Annotated in this window: 18 protein-coding genes and 3 tRNA genes; 18 read left to right on the top strand and 3 right to left on the bottom strand. The window is 46.0% G+C overall.

Annotated elements, in window-relative coordinates:
• The first annotated feature begins 90 nt into the window (after positions 1-90).
• The 14 genes from NZ043_RS31060 to NZ043_RS30995 all read left to right on the top strand — a co-directional run bounded on the left by NZ043_RS31060 (position 91) and on the right by NZ043_RS30995 (position 12222).
• Positions 91-1038, top strand: coding sequence for an ABC transporter ATP-binding protein (locus tag NZ043_RS31060; RefSeq protein WP_105599685.1), 948 nt, complete (start codon positions 91-93; stop codon positions 1036-1038).
• Positions 1001-2110: an efflux RND transporter periplasmic adaptor subunit gene (locus NZ043_RS31055; RefSeq protein ID WP_091028513.1), complete on the top strand. Its 1110-nt coding sequence runs from the start codon at positions 1001-1003 to the stop codon at positions 2108-2110. The genes NZ043_RS31060 and NZ043_RS31055 overlap by 38 nt, the downstream gene beginning before the upstream one ends.
• A complete protein-coding gene (locus NZ043_RS31050) occupies positions 2110-5028 on the top strand; it encodes an FtsX-like permease family protein (RefSeq protein ID WP_339310083.1) in 2919 nt (972 codons plus the stop codon). The genes NZ043_RS31055 and NZ043_RS31050 overlap by 1 nt, the downstream gene beginning before the upstream one ends.
• A 2-nt stretch (positions 5029-5030) precedes the next feature.
• Positions 5031-5894 (top strand): ABC transporter ATP-binding protein, encoded by an 864-nt coding sequence (locus NZ043_RS31045; protein WP_091028519.1) that lies wholly within the window; start codon positions 5031-5033, stop codon positions 5892-5894.
• Between the two features lie 20 nt (positions 5895-5914).
• Positions 5915-7366 carry an extracellular solute-binding protein gene (locus tag NZ043_RS31040; RefSeq protein ID WP_339310080.1) on the top strand — a complete coding sequence of 484 codons (1452 nt, stop codon included), beginning with the start codon at positions 5915-5917 and terminating at the stop codon, positions 7364-7366.
• A gap of 106 nt (positions 7367-7472) precedes the next feature.
• Positions 7473-7664 carry a hypothetical protein gene (locus NZ043_RS31035; RefSeq protein ID WP_047843730.1) on the top strand — a complete coding sequence of 64 codons (192 nt, stop codon included), beginning with the start codon at positions 7473-7475 and terminating at the stop codon, positions 7662-7664.
• A 71-nt stretch (positions 7665-7735) separates the two neighbouring features.
• Positions 7736-7809 (top strand) — tRNA-Met (locus NZ043_RS31030).
• 56 nt (positions 7810-7865) lie between these two features.
• Positions 7866-7939 (top strand) — tRNA-Ile (locus tag NZ043_RS31025).
• Between the two features lie 184 nt (positions 7940-8123).
• The gene (locus tag NZ043_RS31020) at positions 8124-8549 is read left to right on the top strand and encodes a hypothetical protein (protein WP_062835427.1); all 426 of its coding nucleotides are present in this window, start codon (positions 8124-8126) and stop codon (positions 8547-8549) included.
• 237 nt (positions 8550-8786) lie between these two features.
• Positions 8787-10343, top strand: a complete 1557-nt coding sequence (locus NZ043_RS31015; protein ID WP_339310077.1) for a tetratricopeptide repeat protein — start codon at positions 8787-8789, stop codon at positions 10341-10343.
• Between the two features lie 146 nt (positions 10344-10489).
• Positions 10490-10657 carry a hypothetical protein gene (locus NZ043_RS31010; protein WP_339310075.1) on the top strand — a complete coding sequence of 56 codons (168 nt, stop codon included), beginning with the start codon at positions 10490-10492 and terminating at the stop codon, positions 10655-10657.
• 171 nt (positions 10658-10828) lie between these two features.
• Entirely contained in the window at positions 10829-11503 is a 675-nt protein-coding gene (locus NZ043_RS31005) for a hypothetical protein (protein WP_339310073.1), read from the top strand.
• 117 nt (positions 11504-11620) lie between these two features.
• Positions 11621-11734, top strand: coding sequence for a YjcZ family sporulation protein (locus NZ043_RS31000; RefSeq protein ID WP_082219140.1), 114 nt, complete (start codon positions 11621-11623; stop codon positions 11732-11734).
• Between the two features lie 158 nt (positions 11735-11892).
• Positions 11893-12222: a DUF1904 family protein gene (locus NZ043_RS30995; RefSeq protein WP_091028528.1), complete on the top strand. Its 330-nt coding sequence runs from the start codon at positions 11893-11895 to the stop codon at positions 12220-12222.
• Between the two features lie 40 nt (positions 12223-12262).
• On the opposite strand, the gene NZ043_RS30990 is transcribed toward NZ043_RS30995, so the two are convergent.
• Positions 12263-13486, bottom strand: coding sequence for an MFS transporter (locus tag NZ043_RS30990; protein WP_339310071.1), 1224 nt, complete (start codon positions 13484-13486; stop codon positions 12263-12265).
• 141 nt (positions 13487-13627) lie between these two features.
• Positions 13628-13816, bottom strand: coding sequence for a DUF6199 family natural product biosynthesis protein (locus NZ043_RS30985; protein WP_051447369.1), 189 nt, complete (start codon positions 13814-13816; stop codon positions 13628-13630).
• Between the two features lie 311 nt (positions 13817-14127).
• Here NZ043_RS30985 and NZ043_RS30980 point away from each other — a divergent pair, with 311 nt between their 5' ends.
• On the top strand, positions 14128-15276 hold the full coding sequence (locus NZ043_RS30980) for an ATP-binding protein (protein ID WP_165980228.1): 1149 nt from the start codon (positions 14128-14130) through the stop codon (positions 15274-15276).
• A gap of 108 nt (positions 15277-15384) precedes the next feature.
• Complete coding sequence (locus tag NZ043_RS30975; RefSeq protein ID WP_105599677.1) at positions 15385-15867, top strand: NucA/NucB deoxyribonuclease domain-containing protein; 483 nt, start codon at positions 15385-15387, stop codon at positions 15865-15867.
• Positions 15868-16060: 193 nt separating this feature from the next.
• Here NZ043_RS30975 and NZ043_RS30970 read toward each other — a convergent pair whose 3' ends face one another.
• Complete coding sequence (locus NZ043_RS30970) at positions 16061-16285, bottom strand: hypothetical protein (protein ID WP_017687353.1); 225 nt, start codon at positions 16283-16285, stop codon at positions 16061-16063.
• 207 nt (positions 16286-16492) lie between these two features.
• Here NZ043_RS30970 and NZ043_RS30965 point away from each other — a divergent pair, with 207 nt between their 5' ends.
• Both NZ043_RS30965 and NZ043_RS30960 read left to right on the top strand, forming a co-directional pair.
• On the top strand, positions 16493-16942 hold the full coding sequence (locus NZ043_RS30965) for a general stress protein (RefSeq protein ID WP_253501886.1): 450 nt from the start codon (positions 16493-16495) through the stop codon (positions 16940-16942).
• 463 nt (positions 16943-17405) lie between these two features.
• Positions 17406-17491: transfer RNA gene (locus NZ043_RS30960), tRNA-Leu, on the top strand.
• Positions 17492-17546: the final 55 nt, after the last annotated feature.

Genomic DNA, 17546 nt, shown 5'->3' with positions numbered 1-17546 from the left:
GTTGGGATCGGTCGTTTATAATTCAGTGTAGGTTGGAACAGATTTCTAATTTTAGGTTTTTTGAAGAAATGATCGGTATATCAAGAAAGGATGAGCGTGATTGCTGGCATGAAGAATTTATTTCTCAGAAAAAGAACTGCCAAGAGCCAGTCAGGCGATGAACATCAACAGGGGGAAACACCGTTGGAGGCATCGACGGAGTCGGGGGAAAGTACATACATAAGTGAACCAGCGCACCCGACAAGTGAAGTATCTTTATCTGAAAGTGAAATCGCTTCGGATGAAGTGGCTGCAGCTGCTGTCACCACCGTTGATGAACCCCAGAAGAAGATCAAACCAAAAAAGGATATGTTACCTCCATATGATGGACCTGTACTGGAGGTGCGTAACGTGCATCGCAGTTTCCAGACAGGCAGTCGCATTATCCATGTGCTCAAAGGCATTGATATGGAAGTGAATCCGCAACAACTGGTCATGCTGAAGGGGCGATCGGGCTCAGGAAAAACAACACTGCTGAATATGCTCGGTGGACTGGATCAGCCTTCAAGTGGAGACATTCTGTTCTCTGGCCAGCCTCTTCAGGATTGGGGAGACCGGAGGCGGACCGCTTTGCGGCGTAAAGAGATCGGTTTTATTTTTCAGGCATATGCACTCATGCCCTTATTATCTGCTTGGGAAAATGTAGAACTGTCGCTGCGCATGGCGGATGTTCCGCGAGCGGAATGGAAGGACAGGGTTGGTCACTGTCTGGATCTGGTTGGACTATCCAAACGGGTGAAGCACCGACCTTTCGAGATGTCCGGGGGAGAGCAACAGCGTGTGGCTATAGCCAAGGCCATTGCACATAGACCCAGATTGTTGCTTGCGGATGAGCCTACAGCGGAATTGGATTCCAAGATGGGCGCTCAGGTCATGGCCGTATTCCGCAATATTATTGAAGTAGAACAAGTAACAATATGTATGACTACACACGATCCTACAATTTTGGAGGTTGCGGACCATGTTTATGAAATGGCGGACGGCAGATTTATCAGGTAAAGGGGCCGCTCCGAAGAGGGGGAAACGCGCAGCACTTATTGTACTTGGTGCGATAATGGTTGCAACGATGTCCGGCTGCTCATTGCTGCCGTCAGAAACAGAAGAAGAAGTGCTTCCGCCTATTACGCCGCCAACGATCTCCAAGAAACCGGAATATGAAGTCCGGACGGAAACGTTGGAGAAAAAAGTAAGTGGTAGTGGCAAGATGATGAGTCAGCGGGAAGAGAAGGTGTACTTCACGCTTGATGGCATGCATGTCAAAGAGTTAAATGTTAAACCAGGGGATAAAGTGAAAAAGGGCCAACTTCTCGCGGTGCTCGATGTGGAGAGTGTGGAGAAGGAGATCCGTGGCAAGAAACTTGCTATTCGCAAATCCGAAGTTCAAATGAAGGAAACACTCCGCAAGAAGGATGAGATGGACCCGGTGGAGTTCGAAGAAGCAACGATTGCTTTTGAAGAACTGCGCCAGGAACTCGCTGATCTGGAAGAACAACTGGGCAAAGCCACGTTGACTGCTCCGTTTGGCGGTACCGTTATTGCTGTGCAGGTAGAGAAGGGTGCAGCCGTGAAAGCGTATGATCCGATTGCTACGATTGCGGATACATCCAATCTGGTTGTGGCAGCTACCTTTGCCAAGGAAGATCTGGAGAAGTTCTCAGCTGGGATGAAGGCAGAAGTAGATATTAATGGAGCTGGTAAAGTCGCTGGCAAAATTAAAGTCATGCCTATCGCGGAAGCATCGGGAAGCGGCAGTGGCGAAGGGACGGGTGAAGGCGGTACGCCTCCAACCAAGGAAACGCTGGATAAGTATGTTATCGTTACCCTTGCAAAAATGCCAAAAGGCGTGGAACGTGGCACACCACTATCGGTCTCAATTGTAACGCAGCGTACCGAGAACGCAATTGTGATTCCTGTATCCGCTTTACGCTCCATCGGTTCAAGAACGTATGTACAAGTCGTGGAGAGTGATGGCAGCAAGCGTGAAGTGGACGTTGAAGTTGGTCAGCAGACATCGACAGATGTCGAGATTCTGAAAGGTCTGACCGTAGGCCAGAAAGTAGTGGGACGCTAATGGGGCTGCCATTGCTTCGGCTGCTGTTCCGCAAAATGTGGAACACGCGCTGGATGACCTTCAGCACACTGATCGGATTGATTGTGGCGGTAGCGTTCACCGTCAGTATTCCAATGTATGCCGATGGTGCGCTGAAACGGGTTGTCGCGCAGACGCTGCAGGATAACAGTGAAGGGTTGCCAGCCGGTTCGTTGCTGATGAGTTATCAGGCACCAGGTGGCGTGAAGACAGACACTCGGGGTCTGGACGAAGTAGATCGTTATATTCGTGAGGATGTTCCTCGCGACATCGGGTTTCCTTTTCATACGTATGTGAATTCGAGATCCATTCGCAGCACAGAGGTAAGCCCGGAAGATCCAACCAAAGTGGATGCCAGCAGGGTACGCAGTATGAGTCTGGGTACGATGAGTGGGCTGGATGCACAGGTGAATTACTCTGCCGGGGTGAAACCTGGAAACCAGGTCAAAGATGACACGATCGAGGCAGTCATGTTGGAAGAGGGCATGTACCGTAACGATCTGCATATCGGTGACATTCTGGAATATCCGGTGTATAGCGGCCTTGATATTACGTTACGTGTGAAGATTACGGGGTCCTTCAAGGCAGATGATCCGAACAGCCCTTACTGGGTACAGGGATTTGACGGCATGATGAATGGACTTTATGTGGATGAATCGGTTTTTAATGATGTTTTACTGAAGGAAAAAGGGATTCCACTTCAAAATTCACGTTGGTATTATGCCTTTGATCTGAAGGAAATTCAAACCAGCCAGTTATCAGGTCTGACTTCCATGCTGGAAAGGCTGGATATCGATCTGTACCAGCGGCTGAAAGATACAAAAGTGGACATCACCTTTGGTGATCTGCTCAAGCAGTTCCGCAGTCAGAGTCTGCAATTGCAGACCATGTTGTTTACCTTGGCAGCACCGATGATTGCGATGGTCTTTTATTTCATTGCGATGAATGCCAGACAGTCATTACAAAAGCAAGAGAGTGATATTGCGGTATTGCGCAGCCGTGGAGCTTCAGCTCGGCAGATCTTCTCTCTTTACCTGCTTGAAGGCATATTTCTGGGCGCTATTGCGCTGGTTATTGGGCCGTTGCTTGGTTGGTTTATGGCCAAGAGTATCGGTTCAGCAAGTGGTTTTCTCTCGTTCGTAGATCGGAAGTCCATTCCAATCGGTGTATCAAAAGAAGCTATTCTCCTGGGCGTAGCAGCGGTCCTTGTTGCGATCATCGCATCACTTATCCCTGCGATAACCTATGCACGGGCAACCATTGTATCTGCCAAACGGCGCCAAGCACGGACAGACCGTGCTCCAGTATGGCAACGCTGGTTCCTAGACGTTGTGTTGCTGGGTCTGGCTGGATATGGATACTACCTGTTCTATGAACGTCAGATGTTGACCTTCCAGACCGGAATGACAACTGATCAGTTGCAGGTACAGCCGTTTCTGTTCTTTGTACCAGCACTCGCTATCTTTGCGCTTGGACTATTCTTCCTGCGCTTGTTCCCGTGGATATTAAAGCTCATTCAGTTGATCGGTCGCAAGTTTCTCCCGGTCCCGTTGTATCTGACATTAACACAGCTATCGCGTTCATCTTCTTCATATTATCCGCTGATGATCCTCCTTGTACTGACACTGGGACTTGGGGTTTACAACTCGGCTGCTGCTCGGACGATTGATCTGAATTCCACTGAGCGTACCTTGTACCGTTATGGTTCTGATGTGATTATGCAGACTGTGTGGGAAGGAACACCTGAGGTTAAACCCGGTGGTTCCGGACAGAATGGCGGTACGGGTGGAGGTCAACAAGGTGGTGGCAATGGAGGAGGAGGTTCTGCTGGTGGTGGTTCCGGCGGAGGCAATGGCGGTGGAGGTGCTCCAGGCGGCGGCGGTTCTTCGCAGCCATCCAAAGTCATCTACTCCGAACCTCCATTTGAAGTGTTCCGCAGATTAGACGGGGTTGAACATGCAGCACGAGTGCTGCAGACCAAAGGCAATATTATCGTCTCTGGTAAATCGGGCGGACAGGGGATGCTGGTCGGAATTGATAATGTGGACTTTGCTCAAGTGGCGTGGTTCCGCAACGATCTGTTCCCGGCACATCCCTACAAGTATCTTGACTTGCTTGGTAGATATGAAGGGGCTGTATTGATCTCTTCCAAATTTGCTGACAAATTTAAGTTGAAAACTGGAGACCTCGTCTCCATGGGTGTACAGGGACAGGCGATTGAATTCGTCGTGTTCGGGATCATTCCTTACTGGCCAGCCCAGTATCCGGATCAGATGCCATTCTTCGTGGCGAATCTGGATTATATCTATGATCAGGTGCCTCTGATTCCTTATGAGGTATGGCTGAAAATGGAACCGGATGCCAAAGTGGCTCCACTAATGGAGAAACTTGCAGCAGAAGGCATTGAGTTATCGTCTGTGCGTGACGTACGGACCGAATTGGTATCTCAGGGTAAACATCCGTCAAGAGGTGGCGTATTCGGGATTCTGAGCCTTGGTTTCCTGGTTTCGGTTATTATCTCGTTGATCGGATACGTGCTGTACTGGTTCTTCAACCTGTCTGGACGTGTTGTGCAGTTTGGTGTATTACGAGCCATGGGGTTATCACGCGCACAACTGAGCGGTATGCTGCTGCTGGAGCAGGTGTTCACAGCAGGTCTATCGATCCTGCTCGGTATCGGTATTGGTCAGGTATCCAGTCGTTTATTCCTGCCATTCCTGCAAACAACGGATAATGTATCTGCTCAGGTACCTCCGTTCCGGATTGTGTTTGAACAGCAAGATATGTTGCAACTGTATGGGGTCACCGTAGTGATGCTGGTCATTGGTGCAACGATGTTGCTCTGGCAGATTCGCAGATTGCGGGTTCACCAGGCAGTCAAAATGGGAGAGGAGAGGTAAACGTGATCCAATGCGAAGGACTTGTCAAAATTTTTAAATCCAGCGATGTGGAAGTCGTTGCCCTTCAGGGTCTCAACCTGACTGTCAATCAAGGTGAAATGATGGCCATCATCGGTAACAGCGGTAGCGGTAAATCCACGCTGCTGAATATTCTGGGCGGGCTTGATCGTCCTACAGCTGGTACGGCTGTTGTGGGAGACTGGGATTTGCTGAAAATGACAGATGCCCAATTGGTCGAATACAAACGTCATACGGTAGGTTTTATCTGGCAAAATAACGGTCGTAACTTGCTGCCTTATCTCACTGCATTGGAAAATGTAGAGACTCCCATGATTCTGGGAGGCAAGCGTGATCGTGCTTACGCGAAACAGTTGCTCGAATGGGTAGGTCTTAAGGATCGGATGCATAACAAATTGCATCAATTGTCAGGAGGAGAGCAGCAACGGGTAGCGATTGCGATCTCATTATCCAATCGTCCCAAAATTCTGCTTGCAGATGAACCAACCGGTTCGGTCGATTCCGAGACATGTGATACAATTATGGGCATTTTCCGAAGAATGAACAAGGAACTCGGCGTTACGATTGTCATCGTTACCCATGACTTGACGCTTGCTGGCAAGGTAGACCGGATCGTTGCGATTCGGGACGGCTTGACCAGTACCGAGTTTGTGAAGCGCAACCCGAATCTGGATGATGAGCATAACTTGTCCGAATCGGGTATGCCGGACATTCACGAAGCATTTGTCATTATTGACCGTGCAGGGCGGCTTCAGGTGCCAAAAGAGTATCTGGAGGCCTTATCCATTGATAACCGGGCTACATTGGAATTTGACGGTGAACGTATTGTGATTACACCGCCAAGATAATTAAGAGGGGGAACTGGGAAATGAAGAATAGTATGTGGGGAAAACGTGTGCTGGCTGTCATCGCTACTGCGACGCTAGCACTGCCACTGATTGCTGGCTGTACGGCAAGTGAGGCCAAGGATACGGAGCAGCGTGTATTACGTGTGGCTACGTTGTGGGGAGGACAGGATGACAGTTACTTCCGTCAGCAATTCACCGATGCTTTTGAATTGACACATCCCAATGTAACCATCGAAATTGTAGCTGCTGTTGATCAGAGCAGCATGTATGGTTATGGCAACACGGAAGAACAGCCGGAAGTCCCGGATACGATGGAGAGTCTGAAGAAGATTATGACTGGGGATAACCCGGTTGACGTTATCGTGGCCGATACCGCCACTGTGAAATCATTAATTCAGGAGAATCTGGTGAAACAGCTGGACCCACTGATGCAGGAAGATAAGTTTGATACCAGTGATATCGTGCCTAGTGTACTGGAGGGAATTAAGGACCTTGGGGATCAGAGCATCTATGCATTGACACCAACGTTCTCCTCATCGGCTTTGTTCTATAACAAGGGTATGTTTGAAAAAGCAGGCGTGGAACCGCCAACGGACAACATGACATGGGACGATATTTTCAATCTGGGTACCCGTCTAACGAAAGGTGAAGGTAAAGACCATGTATTTGGTTTCTCCTTCACGACATATCAGGGTGGTTCGCCGTACTACTCCATGCAACAGTACTACAGCTCGTTGCAGCTGAAGACGTTTGATGACAAAGCAGAGAAGATGACAGTAGATTCTCCTCAATGGGAGAAAGTGTGGAGCACCATCAGCAAACTTGCGATTGACAAAGTTATTCCTAAAGGTGACGAACCGCAGGATCAGAATACGAATGGACGATACGATCCGGTACAGGGTGACCTATTCCTGAGCGGCAAGACAGCCATGGTTATTGGTGATTACAGCTATATTAATCAATTAATTGATGCGAATAAAAATGCGGATAAAATGAAAGACTTTACGAAAGTGGATTGGGATGTTGTAACACCTCCAGTTCACCCGGAAGCTCCTGAAATTGGAGGCAGCATCTATCTGAGCAACCTCATGGCGATTAATAGTGCGGCTCAGAACCCGGATGATGCGTGGGAACTGATCAAGTACATGAACAGTGAGGACTGGGCCAAGATCAAAGCACGTAGCAGCTATGAGATGGTATCACGGAAGAGCTTCATTAAGCCAAAAGATGGCCTGGATTATAACATTCAAGCATTCTATGCGCTGAAGCCGGTCCCGCCAACAAATACCAATCTGGATAAGATGTATCAAAAATCCCCAGGCTTATGGCAAGTCAATGAAAAAGGTATGGAATATTTCAACCAAGTACTAGAGAACAAAAAGACACCAAAAGAAGCACTTGGTGAGTGGGCAGCTAAAGGAAACGAGATGCTGGAGAAATTGAAAAAGGATCCTAAAGCTACGTTTCAATGAGATTTGATGAAGTAGTCATATCATGATAAGGATATAGCCGCTGAAGATTTTAATCTTTGGCGGCTATTTTTATGAAAATGGGGTATTCTACAAAAAGCAGGAATAAATGACGACTCCGGAAAGGACGAGCGGTATGCACTGGGTATATTTCAGCAAGTTGTATGCAACCAAATTTCAGGCAGGATGTCTGGCCAAGCGTATGGAGCAGGATGGGTGGATTTACGGTCATAATGAACCGGCGGAAGTTGAAGTTTATCGATCACGTAAAGGTCGTTATGGTGTACGTTTTATTCCCTGACTTTACCCCTTGACTTATAGGGTGACGATAGTGTATATTAATTAAGTCGCTGTTTTAATATTTCTTACTGACGCGGGGTGGAGCAGCCCGGTAGCTCGTCGGGCTCATAACCCGAAGGCCGCAGGTTCAAATCCTGCCCCCGCAATTTAGTTTCACTTGGATGATTCACAGCCATCATCTGCACGTTATACATTATGTCTAGGGCCCTTAGCTCAGTTGGTTAGAGCGGTCGGCTCATAACCGATTGGTCACAGGTTCGAGTCCTGTAGGGCCCATACTCTTAAAACCCTTGCCTAGCAAGGGTTTTTTTCTGTCTTCATTTAGGTGCTAGAGTCAAAAATGTAATTTGTTAATAGTGTCTTTCTAGTATGCCCTTTTTTTGCGTAATTCAGTGTATGTCCACGCCGTACACCAAATCTCGCATATACTATCCTATCCCACACATAGGAGGTAGATTTCATGAGTCAATTTATTGATGCAAGAACCTCGCAGAATGCGAGTTTGGCTAACTCAATTGCCATACCAATCCTTGTAATTAACACGCCTCAATTATTTGGACAAATCGGTTTGATAACCACTGCTGGCATTGGAGCAAACCCGCGGGTGCAGTTCAAGGGAACTGTGTCTGTACAACTTCCTTTAGCGCTGGTTGGTATCACCATCACAATTGTCAGAGGAACTGCGCCAACAGATCCTGTTATTTATTCTGCAACTTCCACATTTAGTTTGAGCATCCTGGCACCTCAGATTATTACCTTCTCTGCCGATGACTTCAACCCACCAATTACACCTCAATTGACGTACACTGCATTTGTGAGTTCCAACTTGTTGGGTACGATCCGTGTAGGCCCCGAGAACTTCGACGGAGTCTTGTATTCCGACTAATGCTCAGCGGCCTTGCCTAAATGAATTAGATCAATATTCTTCTTGAATGAAGGACATCACAGACCTGCCCTCAAAAGCAGGTTTTTTTCTAGTTAAAGGGGAAAACTGAACTTCATCGAGTAGGCAGGGTTCTATGATATAATGCATTACAGAGACTGAATGGTATTCGAACTAAAGTAGTCCGTCAACATCTGAGAATCTTATGAAATTAGTGATAGAAAGCAGGTTTCCATTTTAATGACGTCAAATGAAAGTCAACGTTTTCGTTACAGCGAAGCTCCAGTCTGGGATTGGCAGAGAGCTTATTATGAACAAAAGGGGCTAGAGGCTTGGACAGAGAATCAGGTCCCTCAATATATTACCAGTAATCCGATGATTGCCACGGCGTATGCAGAGATGATTTTTGGCTTTCTTCAGGACCTCGCGAACAAGGGACAGATCACCGAGACCGTGACTATTCTGGAACTTGGGGCGGGTGTAGGGCGTTTGGCACACCAAATCCTACTTAAACTGATTGAATTAAAGGATTTTGCAGGAATAGATTTACCTCCTTTCAAATATGTATTGACAGATCTCGTAGCGGAGAATGTGCGGGGTTGGAGAGAGCATCCATCCATGGAATCCTTAATTCAACAAGGTATAGTGGATTTTGCGCGTTTTGACGCTGTAGCAGATACGGAGCTAAAACTGGTCGTTGCGGGTACAGTTATTCGGCCGGGTGATCTGAAACAACCGTTGTTGTTGATTGCCAATTACTTTTTTGACAGCATTCCGCAGGAATTAATCTATATTGGGGATGGCGAGATCTACGAGTGCGATCTGCTTGTTCAGTCTCCGGATCGTCGTCATGATCTTGAACCCGCTGAGATGCTGAAGAACATGACGCTGAGTTATGAGTATCGCCGAGCGCCTGAATACAGTGCAGATAACTATCCGTATTCGGAACTGATCACATTGTACAAGGCGGAGCTGGAGGATTCACACATCCTTTTTCCCGCAATTGGCTTGTCCTGTCTCGAACGGTTGAACAGGCTGTCTCAGTCAGGTTATGTGTTGATTACCGCTGATAAAGGGGATCATCGACTGGATAACTGGAAGTTCGCAGAGCCACCTGAATTCGTTCTGCACGGGAGTTTTTCTTTAACGGCTAACTACCATGCGATTCAATATGTCTTGGAACAACAGGGAGCACATACGCGATTCACAACACATCATTATAAAGATCTGAACGTTGGGTGCATGTTAATGGTGGACGAACCGATCAGTTATGTGAACACGCGACTGGCCTACCATCGATTTGTTGAACGTTTTGGGCCGGATGACTTTTTCAGTATGAAACAATGGGTAGACTCTCGAATAGAAAGTATGGAGTTGAAGCATATTTTACCGTTTTGGCGTCTGGGTGGATATGATGCTGAGTTCTTGATTCACAGTGCTACCCACATTTCCAGTCTTCTTCCTGATGCAAGTGATGAGGAAATGCTTGATATTCAGTCTGGTATTCATACGATGTGGTCCTCCTACTATGTGATGGAGCAGCAAGGAGGTCTCGCATTTCTGGCAGGGCAGCTGTTATATGAGATGTATATGTATGAGGATGCAAAACGGTTTCTGGAGATATCATTGGTTGCAGACCCGAGTAATCATAATCCAGCCGTCTTGTACGATTTGGCTGTGTGCTGTTACGAACTTGAACTGGAAGAAGAAACCCTGTCATATACCCGTAAGGTACTAGCTCTGGAACCTGATCATGAAGAGGCAGCAGCGTTGCTCCAGAGTTTCGAGTTGATCTGAACGGAACAATTGAAGTCTTGTCTCCTATATGTATCTTGGATGTAATTGGTAATGTTTATATAGAAATTGAAACCTTTAATTGAACTTCATCGTATTAATGGGATATTCAACCAATTATTTCTATAGTACATAAAGGAGACAGAGCTATGAAGAAAATGTTATCCGTTGCATTATATCCATTTGCTTGGGTGTTGGGGGCACTGAGTATTTTATCTGGAAATGCAGACAGTGTCCTATTGGTGAAAGATATCGCTACAGAACGAAGCTATGATGGGCAGGCTATCTATGATAGTATTGAACGTAGAAATGCCTAACTACATATCATTCAACTGTAAAGGTAATTGTTTCACCTAGCAATAACATGAGAACCAATTACTCTTGAAGCGAAGTACGGTGAGCAGGAGTTCTGTCCGTACAATCTTTAAGCCGGTTTCGTACCTTATTCAGGTATGAACCGGCTTTTATTTATGAATGGGGGATGCCAGATGAAGATTATCATTGGACAACCGAGGCTGGAACAGCATTTGCTGCAGCTTGAAGCCGAACTCAAGCAACACCCTGATGCAGATATATTGCTCTTTCCTGAAGGTTATCTGAACCAGAATGTTGAGGAAGCTTGCAGGTTGGCGGCTGAATATGGGACCATGATTGTATCAGGTCATCGCAGATTGGACGAACGTCCAAAGGACCGATCGATTATCATCAGTAAGGCTGGAGAGATTGTATTGGAGAAAGCTAAATATACACCTGCTGAGACGGCTCAGGAACAGGGTTGGGTAATAAGCACTTTATTGTGTGATGAGCTGGTCCTGCAAGGATTTGGCAATGAGAATATAGGGAATGTGGACATTGTGATGCATTCCATTGGTGTGGGCATGTTCAGTGAAGAGCAGTACGGTGAGTGGGTCGAAGAGGCTCGGCAGATCGCCTTGAAGCATCAATGTATTGTCATGGGGACAAGCCATGCGGATGGTTCGTACCGTGATAGCGAGATCTCCATTCCAATCGCCTATTTTATTACACCTGATGGAAAGGTTGTTCTGACATCCCGAAGTGATACACGTACTCGTACAATCCTTCTGGACAGAGAAAATACAGACCCGTCACCTCAGGAGTCACAAGAAAAACAACTGAAAATCTCCATCGAACCATCCGGTTAAATCACCGGGTATGAATCCTTGATGAATGGGCTGATGAACTTGCCGATTCGCCCGGTCACTTGCGCGGAATACGCATATGTTATGGCATACCTTGAAATTCAAAGGAGGCCAATCAAAATGAGTCAAGTTGGATACGGTTGTTGTAATGCTGGTGGCGGATGGACTTCTACAAGTGCAATTCTTGTGCTTTTCATCCTGCTGGTGATCATCACAAAATCTTTCTGGCTGTAAGTCACGTATCGAAACGTACAAACAGTGGCTCCGCTGAGACTTCAGCGGGGCTTTTCCTATTTATAAGCAGCAACATAGCCATCCATGATATTTGACAACTGAAAACAATGTGCTTAAAATCACATAAGAGACTATTAACAGAGATTGAAGGGATAGCAATGCCGTTTATTCGCTTTAAAGGATTCACAGGTCCTCAGCTAGAGGAAGTTGTACCCCAAATTACAGAGCAGATGGCCCTAATTACTCATATTCCAAGGGAGAGAATGAAGGCAGAGCGTCATGATGTACAAGCGCTAACACCTTCTCCGGCTTCTATAGAGATTCTGATGTTTCAACGTGACCAGGAGATTCATAATCGGATTGCATCGTCGGTGCAAGCTATTTTGGAAGAAGCATACATGCCGGATGTGCATATTTTCTTCAATATATTGTCACCTAATTTGTATTATAAAAAAGGCAGGCCGCTGACAGATTATCGATTGGATTGAGATTGTAAGGGACGAGCAGAATGTTGCTCGTCTCTTTGATTTACATATTTTTCGTATGTTTAGCAATGGGCTGGTTCCTGTGAACCCTGCTCAACGATAATGAGCATATCGCAGATACAATAAACAAGGCTCCACCGATAAGGTATACCCACCGAACGCCCAGTTGATCTGCGACTAGACCAAAGATGACTATGGATACACTCATAACCGTGGATATCAGGAAGCCATGAGTGGCGTATACCTTGGTTAAGGATTCGACAGGTACACTGTTCTGAAGCGCTGTCTGCTGAGCCACATCACGAATCTGATGAACTGGACCCATGAGTATGCATAACACCAAAGCGAGCCATGGCAGGTTGTTTAGACCATAAACGACGGTCAGCAGGCTGAAGAGGAGAGAACCCATGGTCATACTTGCGATTAGATGCTTCTGAATACGTTTGGCCAGCGCAAGAGCCAGAATACCTCCAAGCATGGTTCCAGCAGCGTAACTCGAGTTCATGAGTCCCCACCAACCTTCTCCTCGTCCCAGAGCTTCTTTTGCAAAGGCCAGTGTGACAGCTCCAATCCAGATGGAACCCGCAAGAGCCTGAGCAATGTCCATCAGCGTGAGCAGTCGTAATGATGGATTGTTCCAAAGTATACTCCAGCCTTCCCTAAATACATTCCACGATACAGCAGATTTCTGAGGTTGTTCTACATTCCGTGTGAGCGAGCCCATGGCAATCATGAAGATCAGAACGGCCCAGGACAGGCTTGTAGCTGCCCAGAAGGTCTGTGACGCCCCCCAGTTCATCACGGCGAATCCCGTCATGGCGTAACCGACAATGGTTACAGTCTGATTGGAGAAAGATAGTAGGCTATTTGCCTTCACGAGGTCTTCTCCTTGAACCAATCGTGGCGTTAAAGCATTCAGTAACGGAGTTTCCCATCCGTCCAATAAGGATAGTATGACCACGCCGAACAATAGAAGCGGCAGTTGTGAAATCAAGTGATTCAACGAAATGGCTATACAGGTCAAGATTAATGTTTTGGCTATGGAAATGCTGATCAGTAGTCTGGAGAATGGGAAACGGTTCACAAGTAATGGCAAAGTGAAACCTGCTATTATGCGTGCAGTGATCTGAATAAGTGGAAACATTGCAGCAGAGAGTACCGATCCAGTGAGACCGTATATAAACGTAGTAATGACCATGATATATATGACATTAATAAGCGAGAGCAGCGTTTTGGCGGCCCAGTACGGATAAAATGCGATGTTCATGCCAATGGTGTCCTTTCCGAAACGATATATCTATATTACGGGCATTGTCATCATTACACCACAAACAAAGTTATCATTTTCCCGTCATTTCACCCACAAAAAAACTGCCCAACAGGGCAGTCATCTTCTAATGCCTATAGTTCATGCCATAGCGAGTGTGAAGGCGATAAGTAACATCAGCAGGCTGGTCGTTCTGACCATAGTCATATAAGGCCTGCTGGGTTCGGCTTCACCCCGGGAAATCCAGCCATAACGCAGATACCAGCCGAATTTTGGGAAACAGAGATTGATGATACAGAGTACCATGAATATAAAAAAGAGGGTTCTCATACCCATCTTCCTTTCTCACTTACATAACGGATCTCATCTTAACGTTTGCGTCTGGTAAAAAAGACTACAATCAAAATGATAATGATGATAATTAACAGAAATTTCATGTATGTTCCTCCTGATGAGTAGTTAGGTTATTGTGTAATGTTAGTTATCAACTATTACCCAAGAACCACATGACTTGAATAACTGTGTTACAATTAAAATATATTGATTTAATATCAACACATTCCGTTTGGTTAGTTTTCTCTCCTTATAATGTACGATTGCAGAATATATAAACATTAATGTGTTAGATGAAGGAGGAAGGCATGAGCCAACATAATCAACTCTCATTACAATGGGAATTTATCATCTCGAAAGTGAAATCCTCCGTGACGGTGGTCGATGCTACCTTGCCTGAGCTTCCGCTCATGTATGTAAACGAACACTTTACCCAACTGACAGGATACACGTATGAAGAGTCTGTCGGACACAATTGCCGATTTTTGCAAGGGCAGGATACAGACCCCGAAACGGTAATGCAGATTCGTGATGCGTTAAAGAAACAACAATCCATTAAGATTGATATTTTAAATTATACAAAAAGTGGTCAGAAGTTCTGGAACGAACTGAATATTGATCCGATCTTTAATGAATCTGGAGAGTGTTTATATTTTGTAGGCATTCAATACGATATTTCAGAACGGAAGTATGCTGAACAGCAGTTGAAGTTTGCAACTTCCATGGCTGAGATGAACAGCAGAGGGCAATTGGAATTCATCGGCAAGTTGAATCACGAGCTTCGTACCCCGCTTAACGGCATTATGGGCATGATCGAACTTGCCAGTATGGGTGAAACTACGGATGAGCAGAAAGAATATCTGGAGCTTGCACGTCAATCAGGTGAGGCGCTGCTGAACATCATTAACAATAGCCTGGATATGGCGAAACTGGGCAGAGGCAAAATGGATGTTGAAAACATTGAGTTTCAACCCCTGAAGCTGATTCAACAGATTGTGAAGACACATGAACCTGCGGCACAGAATAAACAAATACGTCTGCTCTGTCATGCTGATCTGAATGTTCCTGATGTGCTTATCGGTGATCCGCTAAGACTTCGGCAGGTACTGGATAATTTGCTGAGTAATGCGATCAAGTTCACGGAACAAGGTGAAGTGCAGTTACAGGTGGATGTGAGGAAACAACTGATGGATACCGTTGTATTGGTATTCTCTGTGAGTGATACGGGAATTGGCATTCCTCAGCATCAGATCGAACAATTGTTTGATGCATTTACCCAGACCGACATCTCCCATGCGCGCCGATTTGGCGGAAGTGGTCTTGGTCTGACCATCTGCAAAGAACTGCTGGAACTGATGAATGGTCAGATTTCGGTGGAGAGTAAAGAAGGGAAAGGCACACAGTTTGAGGTGACACTGCCCTTGCTGCGCCAACAGGCCATTCCCAATGTAGGATAATAATCAAGCAGGACAGCCGGGCGGTCTCGGCTGTTTTTTTATTTTTTTGGATTGTTTTACGAACGGGTGTTCTGTTATAATGCAAGTGTTGAATGGGGGAGACACAGCATGAGTAAGAGACGCACAAGAAGAAAGCGTAAAGGTAAACAAGGTTTCAAAAAGCAGGTTTTGACGCTGGTAGCAATGCTTCTGGTAGCCCTCTATGCCTGGGCTGGGGGCGAATGGCCGGAGGAGATACCTTCTCCATTCGGTGGGACTAATAAGAGTGTAGACCATACCATTACGTTCCCTTCAGAGCGTTATCCCGAAACAGCCAACCATATTAAAGCTGCTATCAAGGCAGGGCATTCGGATGTATGCACCATTGATCGTAATGGAGCGGAAGGCAATCGGGATTTATCACTTAAGGGTGTTCCGGTCAAAAAAGGTAAGGATCGTGACGAGTGGCCCATGGCGATGTGTGCTGAGGGAGGAACAGGTGCAGATATCCAGTACATTACCCCGAAGGATAATCGTGGTGCAGGTTCATGGGTAGGGAATCAGTTAAGTACATATCCGGATGGAACACGAGTGAAGTTTGTAGTGAAGTAACAACAGGATATGGGTGGACAGAAACAAGAGTAGTAAGGCCTTTGTTGTGAGGCTAGTGGCAGCGTGGTACAGCATAAGTAGAAGAGAAAAACCAGACGTGCATGCGTCTGGTTTTTTGGTATGATGTGCTGGCATAAATAGATCCAGTTAACGTATCTATACGGGAACTGAGTTTCTAGGATTACAGATCCGACTATACGAGTTGCATTCCGCTTAAATGATGAGACCGGATGCTTAACAGACGCGTAACATGTTCAACCTCATCAAACGGTATCCACAGACTGCCGTGAACCGTACGTAAGGAAAGAATGGATGTATCAGCGGTACGCTCGGGAAATCCAGTTACCGTCTGACCGCTTGTATTACGAACCATGATCTGTTGTTTGCGCCGGATGGCAATTTCTACCTCTTTTTTCATAAGTCATTGCTCCTGATTATGAGATGTTAAATCCATATGTCAATGTTTTCAATGGTTAATTTGTCTTCTTTATCTAGTCTATCAGAACTAGGTATAGATTTCCAGAAGAGAAATCAACATTCTTCTAGGTGATTTGTCTTAGCTGTGGACGATCCGTTTTTGAATGGGGATTACGGGGTTATATTAGGGTAAAAGGAGGGGAACGGAATGACACAATTGATTATTGGGCTGGCCCGTACCGAAAACGAGGCTATAATTATGCTGAATCAGGTGAAAGAGGAAGGCATCAAGGATAAATATTTGGGAGCGGTGGCGAAGGAGCAGCTCAATCTGGAGCTGGTAAGCGAGAAGACGGGGCTGCCCAAACCGTTGAAGGGTGCCGGGACAGATGGTGCCTTTGGCGCTCTGAAAGGCATATTGGCTGGGCTGGGGAAGCGAATGGATCAGACAATGTCGATCGGAAATGCAGTGCGTAGACTCGCTGGTAATGAGATTGGGAGTGAGACTGATGATTTGGTGCTTACACTGACTGAAGCGGGGATTTCGGAGGAGGATGCGCGGTATTACGAAGATTGGCTGTTAAAGGACCATATCTTGGTTATTGTGGAGTGCAGTGAGGAAGAAGCGGCTCGTGTTCGACCTATTTTACTTTTTTAGTTTAATTTAAGGCTGATTTTAGGTTTCTTTAATGTTGGGGAGGTATTCTTATCTCACACCTCCCTTAATATAGATTGGTTTACCGGAAGTCCGGGACCGCAACTCGGACTTTCTAGGCACTGCGAGCTGACGCTTGCAGTGCCTGTTTCATTTATATAAGTTGAACTAAAGATTATTTACACTGACACTCCGATGACAGAATAACCTTCTAATCGCTGTTATCCCCAGATTTTTTCGATTCCCTTTTCTCAAGGGAAAATCCGGTGATAGCGTATGCTTCCGATGCAGCTTTCTTTCAGAAAGCTTTTAGGCGAGCGCTTCGCTTTTTCAGTTTTTTCTGTCCTCTCCGTTATCGTGTAAATCATTAGTTAAACTTATATAGTTAGATTATTTTAATAAAAGTGTTGCAAAGTTAATTAGTTCATGGTAAGATATTTCTTGTCGCCAAGAAATACATAATCCTGCCGGGGTGGCGGAATTGGCAGACGCACAGGACTTAAAATCCTGCGGTAGGTGACTACCGTACCGGTTCGATCCCGGTCCTCGGCATATTAAAAAAAAGATCGCATGAGCTTGTTAACCAAGCTGCATGTGATCTTTTTTT

Source organism: Paenibacillus sp. FSL k6-2145, assembly GCF_037976585.1.
GTDB lineage: Bacteria > Bacillota > Bacilli > Paenibacillales > Paenibacillaceae > Paenibacillus.
This window is presented reverse-complemented; position numbering and strand designations above follow the sequence as displayed.

Bases quoted from the DNA above. Each gene is read 5' to 3' on its own strand.
- NZ043_RS31060 (WP_105599685.1), top strand. From the start codon at position 91: ATGAGCGTGATTGCTGGCATGAAGAATTTATTTCTCAGAAAAAGAACT.
- NZ043_RS31055 (WP_091028513.1), top strand. From the start codon at position 1,001: ATGTTTATGAAATGGCGGACGGCAGATTTATCAGGTAAAGGGGCCGCT.
- NZ043_RS31050 (WP_339310083.1), top strand. From the start codon at position 2,110: ATGGGGCTGCCATTGCTTCGGCTGCTGTTCCGCAAAATGTGGAACACG.
- NZ043_RS31040 (WP_339310080.1), top strand. From the start codon at position 5,915: ATGAAGAATAGTATGTGGGGAAAACGTGTGCTGGCTGTCATCGCTACT.
- NZ043_RS31035 (WP_047843730.1), top strand. From the start codon at position 7,473: ATGACGACTCCGGAAAGGACGAGCGGTATGCACTGGGTATATTTCAGC.
- NZ043_RS31020 (WP_062835427.1), top strand. From the start codon at position 8,124: ATGAGTCAATTTATTGATGCAAGAACCTCGCAGAATGCGAGTTTGGCT.
- NZ043_RS31015 (WP_339310077.1), top strand. From the start codon at position 8,787: ATGACGTCAAATGAAAGTCAACGTTTTCGTTACAGCGAAGCTCCAGTC.
- NZ043_RS31010 (WP_339310075.1), top strand. From the start codon at position 10,490: ATGAAGAAAATGTTATCCGTTGCATTATATCCATTTGCTTGGGTGTTG.
- NZ043_RS31005 (WP_339310073.1), top strand. From the start codon at position 10,829: ATGAAGATTATCATTGGACAACCGAGGCTGGAACAGCATTTGCTGCAG.
- NZ043_RS31000 (WP_082219140.1), top strand. From the start codon at position 11,621: ATGAGTCAAGTTGGATACGGTTGTTGTAATGCTGGTGGCGGATGGACT.
- NZ043_RS30995 (WP_091028528.1), top strand. From the start codon at position 11,893: ATGCCGTTTATTCGCTTTAAAGGATTCACAGGTCCTCAGCTAGAGGAA.
- NZ043_RS30990 (WP_339310071.1), bottom strand. From the start codon at position 13,486: ATGAACATCGCATTTTATCCGTACTGGGCCGCCAAAACGCTGCTCTCG.
- NZ043_RS30985 (WP_051447369.1), bottom strand. From the start codon at position 13,816: ATGAGAACCCTCTTTTTTATATTCATGGTACTCTGTATCATCAATCTC.
- NZ043_RS30980 (WP_165980228.1), top strand. From the start codon at position 14,128: ATGAGCCAACATAATCAACTCTCATTACAATGGGAATTTATCATCTCG.
- NZ043_RS30975 (WP_105599677.1), top strand. From the start codon at position 15,385: ATGAGTAAGAGACGCACAAGAAGAAAGCGTAAAGGTAAACAAGGTTTC.
- NZ043_RS30970 (WP_017687353.1), bottom strand. From the start codon at position 16,285: ATGAAAAAAGAGGTAGAAATTGCCATCCGGCGCAAACAACAGATCATG.
- NZ043_RS30965 (WP_253501886.1), top strand. From the start codon at position 16,493: ATGACACAATTGATTATTGGGCTGGCCCGTACCGAAAACGAGGCTATA.